This window comes from Paenibacillus sp. SSG-1 (assembly GCF_002224835.1).
GTDB classification, from domain to species: Bacteria; Bacillota; Bacilli; order Paenibacillales; family Paenibacillaceae; genus Paenibacillus_AQ; species Paenibacillus_AQ favisporus.
This window is the reverse complement of sequence record NZ_MBRK01000001.1, coordinates 5984736-6002271: the sequence shown is the minus strand read 5'-3', so window position 1 is coordinate 6002271 and position 17536 is coordinate 5984736. Positions and strand designations below refer to the sequence as shown.

Annotated in this window: 12 protein-coding genes; 5 read left to right on the top strand and 7 right to left on the bottom strand. The window is 55.5% G+C overall.

Annotated elements, in window-relative coordinates:
• Positions 1-45 precede the first annotated feature (45 nt).
• Entirely contained in the window at positions 46-930 is an 885-nt protein-coding gene (locus BCV73_RS27430) for a carbohydrate ABC transporter permease (RefSeq protein ID WP_089549270.1), read from the bottom strand.
• Complete coding sequence (locus BCV73_RS27425) at positions 931-1821, bottom strand: carbohydrate ABC transporter permease (RefSeq protein ID WP_240913327.1); 891 nt, start codon at positions 1819-1821, stop codon at positions 931-933.
• A 557-nt stretch (positions 1822-2378) separates the two neighbouring features.
• Here BCV73_RS27425 and BCV73_RS27420 point away from each other — a divergent pair.
• The 3 genes from BCV73_RS27420 (at position 2379) to BCV73_RS27410 (ending at position 5800) form a co-directional block, all read left to right on the top strand.
• Positions 2379-3326: a helix-turn-helix transcriptional regulator gene (locus BCV73_RS27420; protein ID WP_089549269.1), complete on the top strand. Its 948-nt coding sequence runs from the start codon at positions 2379-2381 to the stop codon at positions 3324-3326.
• A 149-nt stretch (positions 3327-3475) separates the two neighbouring features.
• Entirely contained in the window at positions 3476-4885 is a 1410-nt protein-coding gene (locus BCV73_RS27415; protein WP_089549268.1) for an MATE family efflux transporter, read from the top strand.
• 189 nt (positions 4886-5074) lie between these two features.
• Positions 5075-5800, top strand: coding sequence for a DsbA family oxidoreductase (locus BCV73_RS27410; RefSeq protein WP_089549267.1), 726 nt, complete (start codon positions 5075-5077; stop codon positions 5798-5800).
• Between the two features lie 152 nt (positions 5801-5952).
• On the opposite strand, the gene BCV73_RS27405 is transcribed toward BCV73_RS27410, so the two are convergent.
• Entirely contained in the window at positions 5953-7008 is a 1056-nt protein-coding gene (locus BCV73_RS27405) for a serine hydrolase domain-containing protein (protein WP_089549266.1), read from the bottom strand.
• 251 nt (positions 7009-7259) lie between these two features.
• On the opposite strand from BCV73_RS27405, the gene BCV73_RS27400 reads away from it, so the two are divergent.
• The gene (locus BCV73_RS27400) at positions 7260-9644 is read left to right on the top strand and encodes an Ig-like domain-containing protein (protein ID WP_256993019.1); all 2385 of its coding nucleotides are present in this window, start codon (positions 7260-7262) and stop codon (positions 9642-9644) included.
• A 116-nt stretch (positions 9645-9760) separates the two neighbouring features.
• On the opposite strand, the gene uvrA is transcribed toward BCV73_RS27400, so the two are convergent.
• From uvrA to BCV73_RS35190, 4 genes are all read right to left on the bottom strand, one after another.
• A complete protein-coding gene (gene uvrA, locus BCV73_RS27395; RefSeq protein ID WP_089549265.1) occupies positions 9761-12304 on the bottom strand; it encodes an excinuclease ABC subunit UvrA in 2544 nt (847 codons plus the stop codon).
• Between the two features lie 219 nt (positions 12305-12523).
• Entirely contained in the window at positions 12524-14314 is a 1791-nt protein-coding gene (locus BCV73_RS27390; RefSeq protein ID WP_089549264.1) for a hypothetical protein, read from the bottom strand.
• A 15-nt stretch (positions 14315-14329) separates the two neighbouring features.
• Positions 14330-15265, bottom strand: coding sequence for a hypothetical protein (locus BCV73_RS27385; protein WP_089549263.1), 936 nt, complete (start codon positions 15263-15265; stop codon positions 14330-14332).
• Positions 15258-15407, bottom strand: a complete 150-nt coding sequence (locus tag BCV73_RS35190; protein ID WP_163880163.1) for a hypothetical protein — start codon at positions 15405-15407, stop codon at positions 15258-15260. Before BCV73_RS35190 ends, BCV73_RS27385 begins: the two co-directional genes overlap by 8 nt.
• Before the next feature lie 342 nt (positions 15408-15749).
• On the opposite strand from BCV73_RS35190, the gene BCV73_RS27380 reads away from it, so the two are divergent.
• Positions 15750-17534 (top strand): vWA domain-containing protein, encoded by a 1785-nt coding sequence (locus BCV73_RS27380; RefSeq protein WP_089549262.1) that lies wholly within the window; start codon positions 15750-15752, stop codon positions 17532-17534.
• Positions 17535-17536 lie beyond the last annotated feature (2 nt).

The window sequence follows — 17536 nt, the reverse complement described above, 5'->3', positions numbered from 1 at the left end:
GAGGATGACTGCCGGGACGACGGGGCTTCCAATAGATCCGTGCCATTACTTGATCCCGGTGAGCACGATGCCCTCGACGAACCGCTTCTGGGCTATGGCGAACAGCGTCACGATCGGCAGCATGGCCAGTACGGAGGCGACCATCAGCAGGTGCCACGGCGGAATCCGGAAGCGGGATGACGTCAGGGATGCCATACCGACCGGCAGCGTGAATTTCTCGGTGGAGCTCAGGTACAGCACCGGCGTCAGCAGATCGTTCCAGCTGTAGATGAAAGCGAAGATCGCTACGGTGGCGAGCGCCGGTCCCGAAAGCGGGAGGGCGATTTGGCGCCACATGCGAAACTCGCTGCAGCCGTCGATGCGCCCGGCGTCGAACAGCTCTTCAGGGAGCGTCGAGAAGAATTGGCGCAGCAGGAAGATGTTGTACGCTGAGCCGAAGAACGCCGGGACGATCAGCGGCAGGAACGTGTCGATCCAGTTCAGCTTCGAGAAGAGGATGAACTGGGGAATCATGATGGCCGGGTAGGGCAGCATCATCGTGCTCAGCATGAGCAGGAACCACGTGTTGCTCCCCTTGCCGCGGTATCTGGCAAAGCCGTAGGCCGCGAGCGCTGAGGAGAGCAGCGTTCCGATCACGGTAAGAACGCCGATAATCAGGCTGTTCATGTACATCGTGCCGAAGGAGAGTGTATCGAAAATCTCCTTGTAATTGCTCCACTGCCAGCTTTCCGGCAGAAAGGTCGGCGGAAACTTCAGCATTTCCTTCTTCGACTTCAGCGATGTCGATACCATGAAGAACAGGGGCAGCAGCATCAGAAAGGTGGTAACGACCAGCGCGATAAAGCTGACAATGCCTACGGGGTCAGTGCTGCGCCGCCGCTTGGGGGCGGCGTTGTCCGCGTGCGGGCCGGCGGCCGGAAGGGTACTCATCTAGCGTTTGCCTCCTTCGTAGTGAACGTATCGGTTCGACAGCTTCATCACGAGCGCGGTAAAAAGCATGACGACGACGAGCAGCACCCAGGCCAAGGCGGAGGAATAGCCGGCGCGGTACTCTTTAAAGGCGCTGGTGTACAGGTTGTAGACGTAGAACCAGGTAGAGTAGTTCGGGCCGCCCTGGGTCATGACAAAAGCCTGGGTAAACACCTGGAAGGAATCGATCATGCCCATAATCAGCTGGAACAGCAGTACAGGCGAGATCATCGGCAGGGTGACATGGAGAAAAACTTTGAAGCGTCCCGCCCCGTCCAGCTTAGCGGCTTCCACGAGGCTCGCCGGAACGCCTTGCAGTCCCGCCAGAAAGAGGATCATGCCCGAGCCCGCCGTCCAGAAGGACATAATCATCAAGGCGTATAGAGCCGTGTCCGGGTTCATGAGCCAGGCCGGACCTTTGATGCCGAACCAGGAGAGCATGTAGTTGAACAGTCCGATCTGCGGGTTGAAGATCCAGTACCAGAGCAGCGACATCGCCACGCCGGATACCATGCTCGGGAAATACATCGCGGTCCGGAAAAATCCGCGCAGCGGGATCTTCTGGTTCAGCAGCAGGGCGAATCCAAGGGCCAGCAGCAGCTGGATCGGCACGCTGATGAGCGTATACCTCAGCGTCACGGTGACGGATTTCCAGAACAGATCATTGCCGAACATCTCCGCATAATTGGCCAGGCCGATAAACTGGGGCGGGTGAATGATGTCGTAGTCCGTGAAGCTGTAATAAAGCGAGGACAAGATGGGATACAGGGCAAAAACCAGAAAGCCGATGAGCCAGGGGGAAATAAACAGATACATGTACAGCGTCTGCCGCCTGCTTTCGCGATGGGTCACGGGTGCATCAACCTTTCTCACAATGTTTATAAAAGTTTAAACGCTTTAACTTATGGGACAAATTAACCCCAAATATTTATCTATAGTAGCGGGGTATAATTATAAAAGTTAAAGTGCTTTAACTTTTATCTCCTGCCTGTTGCCATTATCATAGTGGATGGTCTGCAAATAATCAATACTAAATTTCAGGATTGTAAGCGTTACCTGTTATAAAAGATTACATTCGACATGGAAATCTTCATGATTTCAAGCGAAAAATCGGGTTTGTGCCGGTTAGCGATGTGATTTTCGGATTGAGAAAAGACATGTTTCACTTTATTAGCCCTGCCCAAGACCACAGTCTCCACTGTTGCGCAGTAAAATGTTATGAAATATAACATTAATATAACGGGAACATGGGCAGCCTTTACATGATCCTGGCGGGGTACGAGGAATCGGGGATGTGCCGATGTTTTGGGCAGATTCCTATAGTCGTTTATAATAATGACAAGGTCTGTCACCGACCCTATTTGTTTCCGATGGTGTGTACCGCCAAATCCAGTAACGGGAGTGCCGACATGTCCAAATCGAAAAGACTGCTCGACCTGATGATGACGATTAACCGGATGCGCCGTTTTAAAGTCAAGGAGCTGGCCGACGAATTCGGGGTGTCCACCCGGACGATCCTAAGGGACCTGCAGGAGCTGAGCGAGCTCGGCGTCCCTTTATATTCGGAAGTGGGGCCGCATGGCGGCTACCAAGTACTGAAGGAACGGATCCTGCCCCCGATCGCCTTTACGGAGGAAGAGGCGGTGGCGATTTTTTTCGCGGTGCACGGTCTCCGGCACTATGTCCATATCCCGTTTGAGACGGAGAGCTCGTCCGCGCTCCAGAAATTCTACCACTACATGCCCGGGGATGTGCGCGACCGGATCGACCGGATGAAGAACCGGGTCGACTTTATTACCCCGTCCAGGCGGGCGGGTGCACCCCATTTGTCCGTGCTGCTGGACGGGGCCGTGAACCAGAAGGTGCTGCGCATCGTTTACGAATCCCGCGGCAGCAGCTCGGTTCGGCAGATCCAGCCGATCGGCATCTATGCCAGCCAGGGACTGTGGTACTGCCCGGCGTACTGCTTCCAGCGGAAGGACTTCCGCCTGTTCCGCTGCGACCGGATTACGGATGCCGCCGAGGATACAACCGGCCTTGAAGCGGCCGACCTCAGCCATGTGCATCTTGGGAATCGGAAGTCATTTCACGGGGAGGACTCGGCGGAGCTTCGCTGCTATGTGGAGCTGACCCCGGAAGGCGTGGAACGGTGCGAGGGAGAATTGTGGCTGGAGTCCAAGCTGCATATCCGCGAGGATGGGACCGGCTGGGTGGACGGGATGATGCCGGAGCATGACCTTTCGTTTTACGCCCAATTTTTTATCGGCTTGGGAACGAATGCGACTGTGAAAGAGCCTCAGGCACTGGTCGGTCTGATCCGCGAAAAGCTTGCTGAACTGCTGTCCCGGTACGAATAATGGTCATTTTTGGGGAAGTAAGGGCTTACCAAAAAAAGAATATTAAATTTTCAGTATTTTTCTGTTAAATGTCATGTATTTTCATGAAAACTGTGCTAACATACCTTTGTTTCAAAGAATACGTTTGAAAGAAAGGTGAATTCTGACTCATGACCGCAACTGTTCAAGAGCCTTCTGCACGGTCAGAAAAACGGCTCAGTCTTGTCCGCCTCACCTGGCCTATATTTCTCGAATTGTTCCTGTTCATGCTGATGGGCAGTGTCGATACATTGATGCTCAGTTCGGTTTCCGACAATGCCGTCTCCGGCGTCGGCGCCGCCAACCAAATTATTTCCATCGCCATCCTCGTGCTGGAGGTGATCGGCAGCGGGGCGGCGATCGTGGTGGCCCAGTACCTGGGCTCCAAAAAGCTCAGTGACGCGGCGCAGGTGACCGGAAATGCAATCACGCTGAACCTGGCCGTAGGGGTGCTCCTAAGCGTTATTTTTCTCGCCTTCGGCGGAATGATGCTGCGCCTGCTTAACGTCACCGGGGAAATTTACGGGTATGCCCAGTCCTATATCCAGATCGTCGGAGGCGGCATTTTCCTGCAGGCACTCATTAACGCCCTTGCCGCAACGATCCGGACCCACGGGTTCACCAAAGAAACGATGGTCGTGTCGCTTCTGATGAATATCATTCACGTGGCAGGGAACTACGCGCTGATCTTCGGGCATTTCGGCCTGCCGGCGCTGGGCGTACAGGGGGCGGCGATCTCGACGGTATTCAGCCGCCTGGTCTGCCTGCTGATCTTCTTCTGGCTGCTGTACCGGGTCATGGAAGTGCACGTGGAATGGCGTTATTACATCCGTCTGTCGAAGAAATTTGTGCTTAAAATTTTGAATGTCGGCATTCCGTCGGCTCTGGAAAGCATTGTATACCAAATGTGCCAGCTGACCTTCACGCTGTACGTCACCTACCTCGGGGCAGAAGCGATGGCTACCCGGCAGTATGCCGTGAACATCTCGATGTACATCTATTTGTTCAGCATGGCGATCGGCATGGGCACGGCCATTATGGTCGGCCATTACGTCGGTGAAAGACGCAACCAGGACGCCTACACCCGGGTGTTCCAGAGCGTGAAGTGGGCGCTGGCCGCGACCATCGTCATCGACTTGATCATTATTCTGTTCCGCGTTCCGCTGATGGGCTTGTTTACGGACGATGCACTCATTATCAAAATGGGGGCGCAGGTCATCCTGCTCAGCATCGTGCTGGAGACCGGCCGCACCGTCAACATCGTCATCATCAACTCGCTGCGCGCTTCGGGGGACGCCAAGTTCCCGGTCTACATGGGGCTATTGTCTATGGTATGCATGTCTCTGCCGCTGGGATACTTCCTCATATTCAAGCTTCACATGGGCCTTGCCGGCGTGTGGCTCGCCATTGCCGCGGACGAATGGGCCCGTGCCGTCATCATGTATTTCCGCTGGCGGAGCCGGGCTTGGGAGAAGCATGCGCTGATCGAACCGCAGGACGGACCGGAGGCCGTGCCGGCAACAGTGCCGACAACCGGTTAACCGGGAGGTTAAGGAAGCTGGATATAACGGGAGATCGGCGCAGGCAGGTTGCGCGCTCCCGGTAATCACGATATAATGTACCTGATGCAGTTACAGCTGAGTGACTGCTTTTCTTTTGACTCTTACTGTGATGGAAAAAGTATCAGTTTACCAACCAATGAACATCACCCGAAAAGGAGAGGTTTGCATATGAAAATCGAAGTATGGTCGGACTTTGCCTGTCCGTTCTGCTATATCGGCAAGCGCCGTTTTGAGGCTGCCCTCGAGCCGTTCGCACACAAGGATGAAGTCGAGGTTGTGTTCCGCAGCTTCGAGCTGGACCCGGGCGCACCGAAAGACAACGATAAGGACATTCACAGCATCCTGGCCTCCAAGTACGGCATGAGCTGGGAGCAGGCCAAGGCGGCCAACGACAATATGACCGAGCAGGCCAAGACGGTGGGGCTCACGTACAATTTCGATACGCTGGTCCCGACCAATACGTTTGACGCGCATCGTCTGACGCAGTGGGCCGGGGAGTTCGGCAAGAAGTATGAGATGACGGAACGGCTGTTCAAGGCGTACTTCACCGATTCGGAACATTTGGGAGACCGTGCGGTATTGGCGCGCCTGGCCGGCGAAATCGGGCTGGACGCCTCTGCGGCAGCCTCCATGCTGGAGAGCGATGCTTACACGAACGATGTCCGCAAGGACGAGGGAGATGCGGGACGACTCGGCATCAACGGGGTACCGTTCTTCGTCATCAACCAGAAATACGGCATTTCCGGCGCCCAGCCGACACAGGTGTTTGCCGAAGCGCTGGACAATATCTGGAAAGAAGAGCATCCGCTGACGCTGCTGGGGAACAGTGCTGACGGGGATGACCTCTCCTGCACGGACGGCTCCTGCCAGGTGCCAACGGATAAAAAGGCGTAACACTGCGTTTGCCGCAAGTCGCCCGAAATTGAATAAAGGCTGTTAGCTGAAGAAAGGCTGCCTACAACCGGGCTTACGAGCAATCCGGGAGGCAGCCTTTTTGGCTGTATATTTTATTAAGGATTTTTTACATGAGGATACGGTTAGACCGGTTAATAGACCGTTTTGGTCAGCTGCTTGAACAGCTGGAAGCCGATCTCGTCCACATGCCGTTTCTGCGGCCTCATCATGGACAGCATTTTCATCGCAAAGCTGCCGTTGTTGGACAGCACGACGACCGCCGTGTTTTTTTCCATGTGAAAGCCCAGGAAGCTGCTTGAGCCGTACGTACCGCCGTTATGCCAGTGAATCCGGTCGTGGTAGATGCCGGTTTTGACCATCCATCCGAGGCTGACGTCCTCGCCGCGGCGTACCCGGTGGCGGGGCTTCTGCCCGTCGCGAAGCGCGGCCGTGATTGGGGCGGAGCCCATGCCGACGTTCGCTTTGGCAAATTGGAGCAGATCATGCGCCGTGGAACGCAAGCCTCCCGCGCCGGCGAGAACGCCCAGATCCCAATGGGGAACCGGCTTGCCGTTGGCCGTATACACCGGGAGGAGACGGGACTGCTGCTCATCGTTCAGTTCAAAGAGCGTGTCCTCCATAAATAACGGTCCGCAGATCTCTTCCCGCATAAGCTGTTCCAGACTCCGGCCGGTGCAGCGGCTCAAGATAAGCCCAAGCAGGCCTACGCCCAAATTGGAATACTCGAAGCTTCCGCTCGACGAAGGTCTGGTTTTCAGCAGGTCCTGCAGCAGATGCTGCTCGGTGTAGTTTTGGTACGGGTTCAGTTTGTCGGTGACGGTCTGCTTGAGACCGGCCGGCAGCCGTGGGAGTCCGGAGGTATGCGTGGCGAGCTGTTCCAGCGTGATGGCGCCGACTTTGGCGTTAGAGGCGATTTCAGGTATGTATTGGCCTACGGTATCCTTGAGCTGCAGTTTGCTCTGACGCTGCAGGATACACAGAAGTGAGGTCGTAAAAACTTTCGTTACGGATGCGATTTCATAGATGGCTGATGCGTAATCGAAGCCCGGAGGTTGTCCCCAGCCGGTGTAAAAATGGTCCCCGTTCTCCAGAATGCCGATGGTGACGCTCAGCGGGTTTCTTTCCCCGTAATGCTCCTGCACCAGGTAGTTGGCTTCTTCAATGATTTCATGGTCAGGAATGATCATGCGCTTATGGCACCTCCTATCTTAATTAGACGCCATGACCCCCTTACAGGTTTCGCTAGAAGGTTTACCAATTAGAGGATTACCCCTTTTTAGCGTGCGTGACGCGCAAATTTCAGAATCAAACGGCGGTTTTTATCGAAAAAATGCAGAAAATCTCCAAAAAACTAACATTTTTGGCTGGACTGACCGATATGGGAGGTAGGGTCTTTTTTTGTTTCTACTCAAAATTAGGGAATTGGAGGGAATTTACATTGCGAATCAGATTAAAAAGGGTACTGGTCATGTCCCTGGTTATGGTACTGTGCATGGCCTATGCCGGAACGACCTGGGCCGCCACGGCGGATTTGACCAAGCTGGTTTTGTCCAAAAATGAGCTTACCCTTGAAATCGGCGATACGGCGAAAGTAACCGCGACGGGTGTATATTCGGATAATTCAACGGCAGATTTGACGGTAAAGGCGAGCTGGAGCAGCTCGAACAACGTAGTTGCCACCATATATAACGGTACCGTAACCGCTAAGAGCGAAGGTACGACAACGGTAACAGCCGTATTCGGGGACGTATCCGAATCGGTGTCGGTGACTGTAACGAAGAAGGTCAAGGCGCTTACGAAAGATGTGCAGAGCCTGGATTTGAAGCTGGGGGACAAGCCCCAGATCAAGCTGACCGCAACCTATACAGACAACAATACGGAGGAAGTTTCCGGCAAAGCGGACTGGTCGACGGATAACGCCAGCGTGGCGACGGTCGTGAACGGAACGGTGACGCCGGTGGGTCCGGGTACGGCTACGCTGACGGCGGTGTACGGCAAGCAGACCGTAACGATTCCGGTGAGCGTAGAAGTGGTGAAGCGGCTCGATGCGGACCCTGCGCAGGTGTCCATGCTGCTGAGCGAGAAGACACCGGTGCAAGTGACGCTGAAAGCGACCTATCCGGACGGCACAACCAAGGATAACGTTGCGGCCGACGCGGAATGGACGTCGAGCAACGAAGGCGTGGCGGACGTCATCAAGGGGCAGATTACTCCTTACGGTCCGGGAACCGCGACGATTACGGCGAAGTACGGTACGAAAACGGCAACGATTCAGGTCGATGTCGACAAGACGATCCGCCTGAAAGCGGACAAGCAGGATATTTTCCTTCATGCAGGGGACTCCACCACACAACCGATCAAGGTTGAAGCGGTGTATCCGGACAAGGATCCGGTGGACATTACAGGAGATGCTGTATGGTCTTCCAGCGACGAGAAGGTCGCTTATGTGAACAAAGGCGTCATCACGGCCATCGCGCCGGGTGCAGTGATCATTACCGCCAAATACGGGGACAAGAGCGTGGCCATTAATGTCGACGTTGACGTGCCGCGCCACCTCGATCTGGTCGAGAAGGTCGCACTGAGCCTGACGGGTGAGAAGACGAAGCAGCTGGACTTGATCGCTACCTATGCGAATGGGGAAACCGAGAAGGTTCAGAGCAAAGCCGTGTGGAAATCCAGCAATGAGGACGTCGTTTTTGTCAGCGGCGGGAATTTGACGGCTTTCAAAAAAGGAGAATCCAAAGTCAGCGCCACCTATGGCGGAGTGACGGTAACGACATCGGTTGCTGTTGACATGCCGCTCAGCATCTCGCTGCCGGTGAAGAAGCTGTCCCTGAAGGTAGACGCCACCTACCAGGCGAGCATCGTGCTGGATTACGGTGCGGACCGGGCGGCCGAGACGATCTCGTCCAAGGACAAGGTAGAATGGAGCACAAACAAAAAGGATATTGCCGACATTGATGAAAATGGGCTCATCACGGGCGTGGCGACAGGCACCGCGACGATTACGGCCAAGTACGAAGGCAAATCGTACACGATGACCGTGGAAGTCGGATTGGTCAGCGACCTGAAAGCGTCGGATACGCTCGTGATTATGTCCGCCGGTGACAAGAAGCAGCTGACCTTGACCGCGAAGGATGCGACGGGTACAGTGGTGGACGTGACCAAGGAAGCGTCCTGGAAGTCGAGCAGCTCCACGGTTGCCGGGGTAGACAATAATGGCCTGGTATCCGGTCTGAAGAGCGGGAAAGCCAACATTACCGCTGAGTACGGCGGACAGAAAGTAACGATCCCGGTGGAAGTCGACGTCATCTCCGCCATTGAGGCGAGCGAGACCGCAGTATCGCTGAAGACGGTAGGCAAAGCCAAGGATAAAACGGCCACCGTCAAGCTGGAAGTGACGTTCAGCGACGGCAGCACCAAGGATGTGACATCCAAGGCGGAATGGAAAACCGGAAACTATAAAGTAGCGTCGGTTAACGACGGTGTCATTACCGCTGCTGCTTACGGCAAAACGACCGTGACGGCCAAGTACGGCAACAAGACGGTCCGGATTCCGGTCGAAGTGGATACGCTGAAATATTTGCAGACTGACAAGGTGAGCGTGACGCTGAACGTCGGCGACAAGCTGACGCTGGCGGCCACGGCGACCTACATGGACGGAACCGATGTGGACGTCTCCAAGCCGGCCCTCTGGAAGTCTTCCAAAATTTTGACGGCGACGGTGAAGGACGGCCAGATCACGGCTAACGGCAAAGGCAAAGCGACGATCACGGTCAGCTTCGGCGGCAAATCGACCAAGGTGGTCGTGACGGTACAATAGAACATAAGCGGATCAAAGCGATCCGAATATGAAGAATCACCCAAAGTCCATATGACTAAGGGTGATTTTTTTTTGCCTGCGCAAGCTGCAGGAGCCATGGCGAGTGGGAAGCGCGATCAGCGTGACAGATGCTCGGCCAGATAGCGGCCTGTATATGAGGCCTGAACGGCCGCCACATCTTCCGGCGTACCCTGCGCGATCAACTGCCCTCCGGCATCCCCGCCTTCGGGTCCGAAATCGGCGATCCAGTCGGACGCGGCGATCAGATCGAGATGGTGCTCGATCACCATGACCGTGTTGCCGGCGTCCACGAGCCGGTTCAACAGGCGACACAGATGCCGGACATCACTGGGATGAAGCCCGGTCGTGGGCTCATCCAGCAAGTACAAGGTATGCCCTCTGGCTTTTTTGCCAAGCTCCTTCGCCAGCTTGATCCGCTGGGCTTCTCCGCCAGACAGCGTCGTCGTGGGCTGCCCCAGCTGCAGGTAGCCGAGCCCCACTTCACCCAGCAGGTTCAGCATGTCGGTTATTACCGGCTCCTCAAAGAGGGCGGCATTCTCCAGGACGGTCAGGTTCAGAATGTCCGAAATGCTAAAGCCCTTGTACTGAACAGCAAGCACATTCTCTTTGAACCGTTTTCCCAGGCAAACGGGGCAGCGCACCTCCACATCCGGCAGAAAGTGCATATCCAGCTGCAGGGTGCCCATGCCGCGGCATTTCTCGCACCGGCCGCCCGGCGTGTTAAAGGAGAAGTGCTTGGGACTCAGCCGTTGTTTCCGGGCCTCGGGCAGCTCCGCGAATAAGCTGCGGATTGGGGTAAACAGGTCGGTGTAGGTCGCGATATTGGATCGCGAAATCTTCCCGACCGGGGCTTGGTCGACGGCGATGACCTTGTCGATAAGCTCCAGGCCGGTGATGCGTTCATATTGGCCTGGCATATCGCCGGACAAACGAAGATGGGATTTTGCCGCAGGTTCGAGGATATCGAAGAGAAGGGTGGATTTGCCCGAACCTGAAACCCCCGTCACTGTAATCAGGCATCCGAGCGGAAAGCTGACGGTCAGCTGCTTCAGGTTATGGGCGGAAGCCTGCTCGATCGTAAGCTTGCTGCCGCTGCCCGCTCTCCGCGTAACCGGAGGGTGGGCGATGTCCACCTCCCGCAGATACCGCCCGGTAGCGGATCCGGGGATCGCTTTCAACTGTTCGAGCGTTCCGGTGCCGACGACGGTCCCGCCTTCTTTTCCGGAGCCGGGGCCAATCTCGATCAGATGGTCCGCAGCCTTCATTACCTCGGTGTCATGTTCGATGACCAGCACGGTATTTCCCAAATCGCGGAGCCGCTTCAGCACCCGGATCAGCTTGTGGGTATCCCGCGGATGGAGACCGGCCGTTGGCTCGTCCAGTACGTACAATACGCCAGTGAGGCCCGATCCGAGCAGCGAAGCGAGCCTGAGCCGCTGGGCTTCCCCGCCGGACAACGTGCTCGCCTTCCGGTCCAGCGACAAATATTCGAGCCCGACATCGATCAGCCGCTGGATACGGTCCGCCAACCCGTTGAAAATAGGCTCCCATACAGCGAGGCTTTCACCTGGAAGCTCCTGTTTCAACTGCTTGAGCCAAGCATAGAGCGGGAGAAGGGTATAAGAAGCCGCCTCGATGATAGTCGTACCCCTAATGGTAACGAGCCGGCCCTCTCTCCCCAATCTCGATCCCTGGCAATCGGGGCAGATCTGCTTCATAAAATACGGATCCCATTTTTTAGAGCTCGATTCTTCCGGGTCTCCGTCATGTTCCCTGTACTTGCGCAGCAAATGGGTGATCAAGCCTTCAAAATTGCCCTTCCCCACAGTTTTGGGGGGCTTAACGCCGGGGAAGTGGCGCTGGAACTGCTCACTGGCTGCGCCATAGAGCAGCATGTCGCGTGCGATCGCGCCATAATCGCGGATGGGCAGGTGCGGCTCGTACGGGAAGCCGTAATGTTTAGATGCCGCTAACAGAACGTCGGCATAGTATTCGCGAACCCAGCCATCCCAGAGCGTTACGCCTCCTTCCAAGATACTGCGGTCTTCCTGCAAAAGCCGGTCCACGGCAATATCGGTCACGATGCCGATTCCTGTGCAGGTCGCGCAGGCTCCTTCTGGCTTGTTGAAGGAGAAGTGGGCCATCGTCAGCTTCGGGATTGAGGCACGGCAGTGCGGGCAGGGCATATGCTTGGGCTCCTCAATCGCATCTTCCGATGGTTCAAGAACTTCTTCGGACACCGCTGGACTGTCTTCGAAGACGGGGTGAATGCTTTGATCGCAAGCTGGACATACCCGCACGCCGAGCTTGGCGTACAGCACACGCAGGTACGTATAGATCTCCGTAACGGTCCCGACGGTGGACCGGGGGTTCCTGTTGGTCACATGCTGGCTGACGCTGATGGAAGGGGACAGGCCACGGATGGAATCCACCCGTGGTTTGCTGATGAAATCCGTCACCATCCCCATGGACTCCATGTACTGCCGTTGGCATTCCTTTTGCAGCGTATCCATCGCGAGCGACGATTTGCCCGACCCGGACAAGCCCGTCAGTACGACCAGCCTGCGTTTGGGAATGCGGAGCGAAATATTCTTCAGATTATGCTCCCGGGCCCCTTCGATTTCAATATATTCATCCACGAATCCATCCCTCTCTTTCATTTTGTGATACGGTACCTTGGATGGTTTTAGAATAATTCATATATACGACAAAAGATGACGTAATTGGAGGGATGGCATAGTAAAAAAGGCCTCACGCCGAAGCGGAAGCCTTTTTAATGTTCACGGACGTTCCTAATAACTATGCTGGAACGATTCATGCACGATATTCTTTTTGAAATTGGTCTTTGGCCGTAGAATCTACTCCAGCCGTTCCACGTCTACGACCGGTACGTTCACAGGCTCGACGGTTTGATCGCCGTCCGGGTACATTTCCTCGGACTCGTTATAGGTTCCGATGACGGTCACGCTGCCCTCGGTGAATTGGAAATTGCCCCTCAGTTTGATATACGACCCTTCCATTTCCGCGAGCGCCTCGCCCTGGCCGCCTTGGACGATATAGATGGTAAAGCGAACCTTCTCTCCCGGATGCGACGGCAGATCGGTCGCTACGATATCCGTAAAGTCCTGCTGGAAGCCCGTAAACTCATAGGCGTCGCCGCGCCGCTCATATATCGCCTCCGGTGCCGTGCCTCCGGCAGCGTCCATCCCGCCGGTCACGTTGTCTCCGCCAATCTCCGGATTCGTCACCAGGAGCGACTTGTCCGATTGAACGCTATAGCCGTCCGCGCTGAATTGGAACAGCTGGACCATGCCGTTCTCCCGGACTTCATAAGCGGCATACAGCGCCTTCCGGGTCGTTGAGTCCGCTTCGACGAGAATGACCGGCGTGCTGCCCGTGCTGAGCGACGGTTCGATGGAGACTTTCCGGATGGCAGCTCCCTGCGGGAAATCGTGGCTGCTGTAACCCTGCACCGTCTCATCGCTGTTCATCCGGGTGAAATAGACGGTGTTGCTGCCGTCCGCTCCGATGGCATAGGCTTTGCCGCCGAAGCGATCCGCTCCTCCGCTGACGAAGTCGTAGGAGGGGGAGGGATTGGCGCTCTGCAGCAGGCGGACCGGATCATGAACCGTCCAGGCCAGCTGAGCCGCCTTGATCTTGTCCTCCGTATCCTCGTAGCCGGATAAGGCCTGGTAAATTGCGATCGCCTCTTCATACTTATGGTTCTTCACTTTGCGGTCTGCGCCCTTCAGCCAGGTGCCGATTTGCCGGGTGATGTAATCCTGGACAGCGGACTGCTTCATGCCGGCGCCGGCCATGTAGGCGGTGTACATCTTGGCGTGGGCGGCAAAGTTTGCCGCCTGGTCTCCCTGCACGTCCTTTGTGAGCAGCGTGCGGGTGAGGGAGTCGGCCTTTTCTTTTACCCAATTCGCCTTAAAGCTGCGGCTCTTGTATTCGGCCATCATGGACAGCGACCAGTCCAGCATGTTCTGATACTGCCCGGCACCCGCCATGCGGGCCATCAGAGCCTCGTCATACGATTGAAATTTTCCGCTTAACTGCTTGCTTTTGGCTTCCGCACCGCCATAAAATTCCGCCGGAATGGCCAGCAGATTCCATTTAAAGGCGTTGTCGTTAACGTTCCCCTGGGCCAGCTGATCCTTCGCCTGCTGGTAAAAGAGGGACTGGAACTGCTTGAAGTCCTTGGTCAGATCCTCCGAAATGCCGTACATCGCGGAGATCTTCGGATAGTAGGCGGCCAGCGGCTGGCTCGCAGCCATATACTCCTTCTTGGCGGCAACCAAGTCGGCGTATACATTCATAAGCCCGTCAAAATCCCGGTTTCTGGCAGCAGTTTCCGCGCGTTGATCTAAACGGGACAGCGACTGCCTCATGGAGGTGATCGGCTCAAGCTCTTTCAGCCGGGAGGCGATCAAATCTTCCTTATAGCGTATGGACCGGTTTGCGGCGGCTTTTTGGTACCATTCCTCTGCATTGATCAGATCTTTACGGTCGTAGTACTGACCCGCTGTGGCGACCCAATCGATCTTCCGGTTCATGTCATAACCCTTGACTCCGATCAGGACCAAAGCTGCGGCGCAGAGCAAAATATACAAATTACGCAGGGTTAGCGCGTTTTTCATCGTCATATCTTTATGGCCTCTTTATTCCCATTTTTGAAAATCCGGGTCCCAGCGGTACTTTTCATTATAAATGGCGGATACCTCGTCGCGTAAGCCGTCCCAGGACTGGTCCGGATTGCGCCGCACGATCTGGTACAGGCGCAAAAACCGCTCCCGCGGCAGACCGCGCGCGTAGCGCCGGATGAAATCAGGATACATATCCACGTACTTCTTCATCCGTACCGCGGCACCGGCCGCAGCCGTCATAATGCTGGCACCCTGCTTCATTTGCAGGATGTAACGCTCATGAATGAGCAGATAACGAATGGCGCTGGCCTTGATCAGCTCGCGTTTAACCTTGGCGATTTCGCCGATATAAGCGGCCAGATCGGAATCGAAGTCCTCGATCAACAGCGGCTCCAGCTCGAGATCCATGTCTTTGCGCAGCACGAACGACTGGAGCAGCACGATTTGCTGCAGCCGGATCCGGTCGTTATGCACGATGGTGGCAATCTCCCGCAGAATCTCGTACCCGATCTGCTCGTCATCCTTAATGGCGGCCGAGGCGGTCGACAGATTCAAATAGATGCCTTCCAGGATCAGGCGCTGGCTGCCGTGGAGCAGCTTGTCCAGCTGGCGGCGCGTCTCGGACGGCAGCATGCGCCGCTGGAGCAGCCACAGCATCACCGTCAGCAGGAGGCCCCCGCCCAGGCAGACAGCAATCTGCAGGAATGTCTGGCTTAGCAGCACGGCCACCAGCGTCAGCAGAAGGGCGGCCAGCCTTTCCGTCTGCATCGACCGCTTGGCGTTAATCGCCGCCTGGTCCATGACTGGGATCAGCGCGTGACGGCCGCAGTTGGCGCAAGTGTCTTCCCACAGGACGGTAAAATGATGGCAATGTTTGCAAACTCTTAACTTTTGATAGGCATATCTCGTTCTATAATAAGGGCGCAGACGTACCGGCTTCTTCTTAACCATGGCGGTCTCCCGGGTTGGCAATGGTGAGCAGCGTTTCGTCCAGCTCTTCCGGAAGCGGCGCGGTCTTCTGGCGTCTGAAATAATTGACGGATTTGATCAAAACAAAAAGAAACAAAACGGCGAGACATCCGTAAGCAATCATATCAATATTCCTTTCTATCGGATGGATAATTATGCAAGTTGTTAGTTAGGTCCTAATGCCTACAATCCGCGGAGCTCCTGTAAACATTGAACTTTGGCAGGTATAATTATATCATAATGTTATAGATTGGGATATTTTAGCGCTCGGCATGGAAGTTTCTACTGAATATGGAATGAAACTAGAAACGTCACTTCACGTTTTTTTATCGTTTCTTAAGGAATATTTAAGACTTTTTGCCTAGAGTTAATAATGGCACTCTTACGGCTTGGAAAGGTCGAATTTTGCGGAATACTGGCCTCGAATATTGGAAACCGAAGACTAATGTTGTGAAGGAGAAACGCTATGCATTTAAAAAATAAATGGACGCTGTGCCTGCTGGCGGGGGTGTTGCTGCTTGTGTCATGGTGCGGCTTCCTGCCGCCGGTATCGGCTGCCGGGCAGCCGTTATCCCAGATTGACGCTGTACTGGTGATGGATGCCAGTAATTCGATGAAGGCTAGCGATCCCAACCGGATCAGCGGCGAGGCGATGAAGATGTTCATTGACATGCTGTCCGCCCAGGGGGACAAGGTCGGAATCGTCTCCTATACGGATAAGATCCAGCGGGAGAAGGCGCTGCTTGAAATCCAGTCTGCGGCGGACAAGGAAGATCTGAAGCAGTTCATCGACCAGCTTGACCGCGGCGCCTATACCGACATTTCGGTCGGCGTGGATGAAGCGGTGAAGGTGCTGAAACAGGGCATGGACAAGAGCCACGAGCCGATGATCGTCGTCCTGGCGGACGGCAACAATGAGCTTGACCCGAAATCGGGCAAGACGGAGCAGCAGGCCGACCAGCAGCTGAGCGCCGCCGTGCAGGAGGCGAAGCAGGCAGGCATCCCGATCTATACGATCGGGCTGAACGCCGACGGCAAGCTGAACAAGGCTGCCCTGGCGGATCTGGCCAGCCAGACCGGGGCCAAATCATTCTCCACCAGCTCGGCGGATGATTTGCCGCAAATTTTGAGCGAAATTTTCGCCAGCCACCAGAAGCTGAAGATCGTTCCGGTGCAGTCGATCACCGCGAACGGCAGCTATCAGGAAGTGACCATCAGCGTTCCGAATGCGAACGTGCTGGAAGCGAACATTTCGATGATGTCCGGAAGCCCGGTTGACGTGAAATTAACCGATCCTGCCGGGACGGCTCAGACCATTCCTTCGGCGAACGTGCTGAGCTCCAAGTCGAAGACGTACTCCCTGATCAAGCTGCTGAAGCCAAAGCAGGGCGACTGGAAGCTCCAGGTGAAGGGCGTTCCGAAGGACAAAATCGACATCAATCTCGTCTTTAACTATGATTTGGACCTGACGATGGATCCGCTGCCGTCCAAATCGGTGAAGCCGGGTGACACGATAGAGATCAAGTCGTATCTGGTCAGCAGCGGCCAGAAGCTTCAGGATCAGGCGCTGTATGGCAGCATGGCCGCCAAGCTTCTGGTGAAGGACCTCGATACGGGCAAGACCGAGGAAGTTAAGCTGACGAACCAAGGAGACCATTTCGAGGGTTCTTATAAAATTACCGACAAGCACCAGTACGAACTGAAGGTGCGTGCGGAAGACCAAAGCTTCTACCGCGAAACCCAGCCGGTTACCGTCAGCGCCAAGCCGGCGGCTGCGGGCACGGGGGCCGGGACGGCAGCTTCAGGAGCGTCCAAGGATAAACCGTTCCCTACGATGCTCGTCGTGATCGGGGTTATTGCCCTTTTGATCATCGCGGCCGCGGCGTATTTCATTTTAAATGCCGTGAAGAAGGCGAATCGGGGCTTTGTCGGGCAGATGGTCATCGAGATCCGCGACGAGAATACCGGGGAGAAGACGTACCCGCAATATAAGAAGCTGACCTCATTCCGGGGCAAGTTCAACCTGCACCAGCTGCTGCAGCTGGCGCCGGAATTGAAGGAAACCGACAAAATCATGTTTACGCCGGGCAAGAACGACCGCCTGGTGCTGAAAAATGCCTCACCTTGCACGATTGAGCGGTCCGGCCGTGTGCTGGATGCTTCTGCCGGCGTGGAGCTGAAGAGCGGTGACCGCCTGAGCGTGTCACTGCAGCAGATTGACAAAACGATACAATTTGAATATTTGGTGTAACG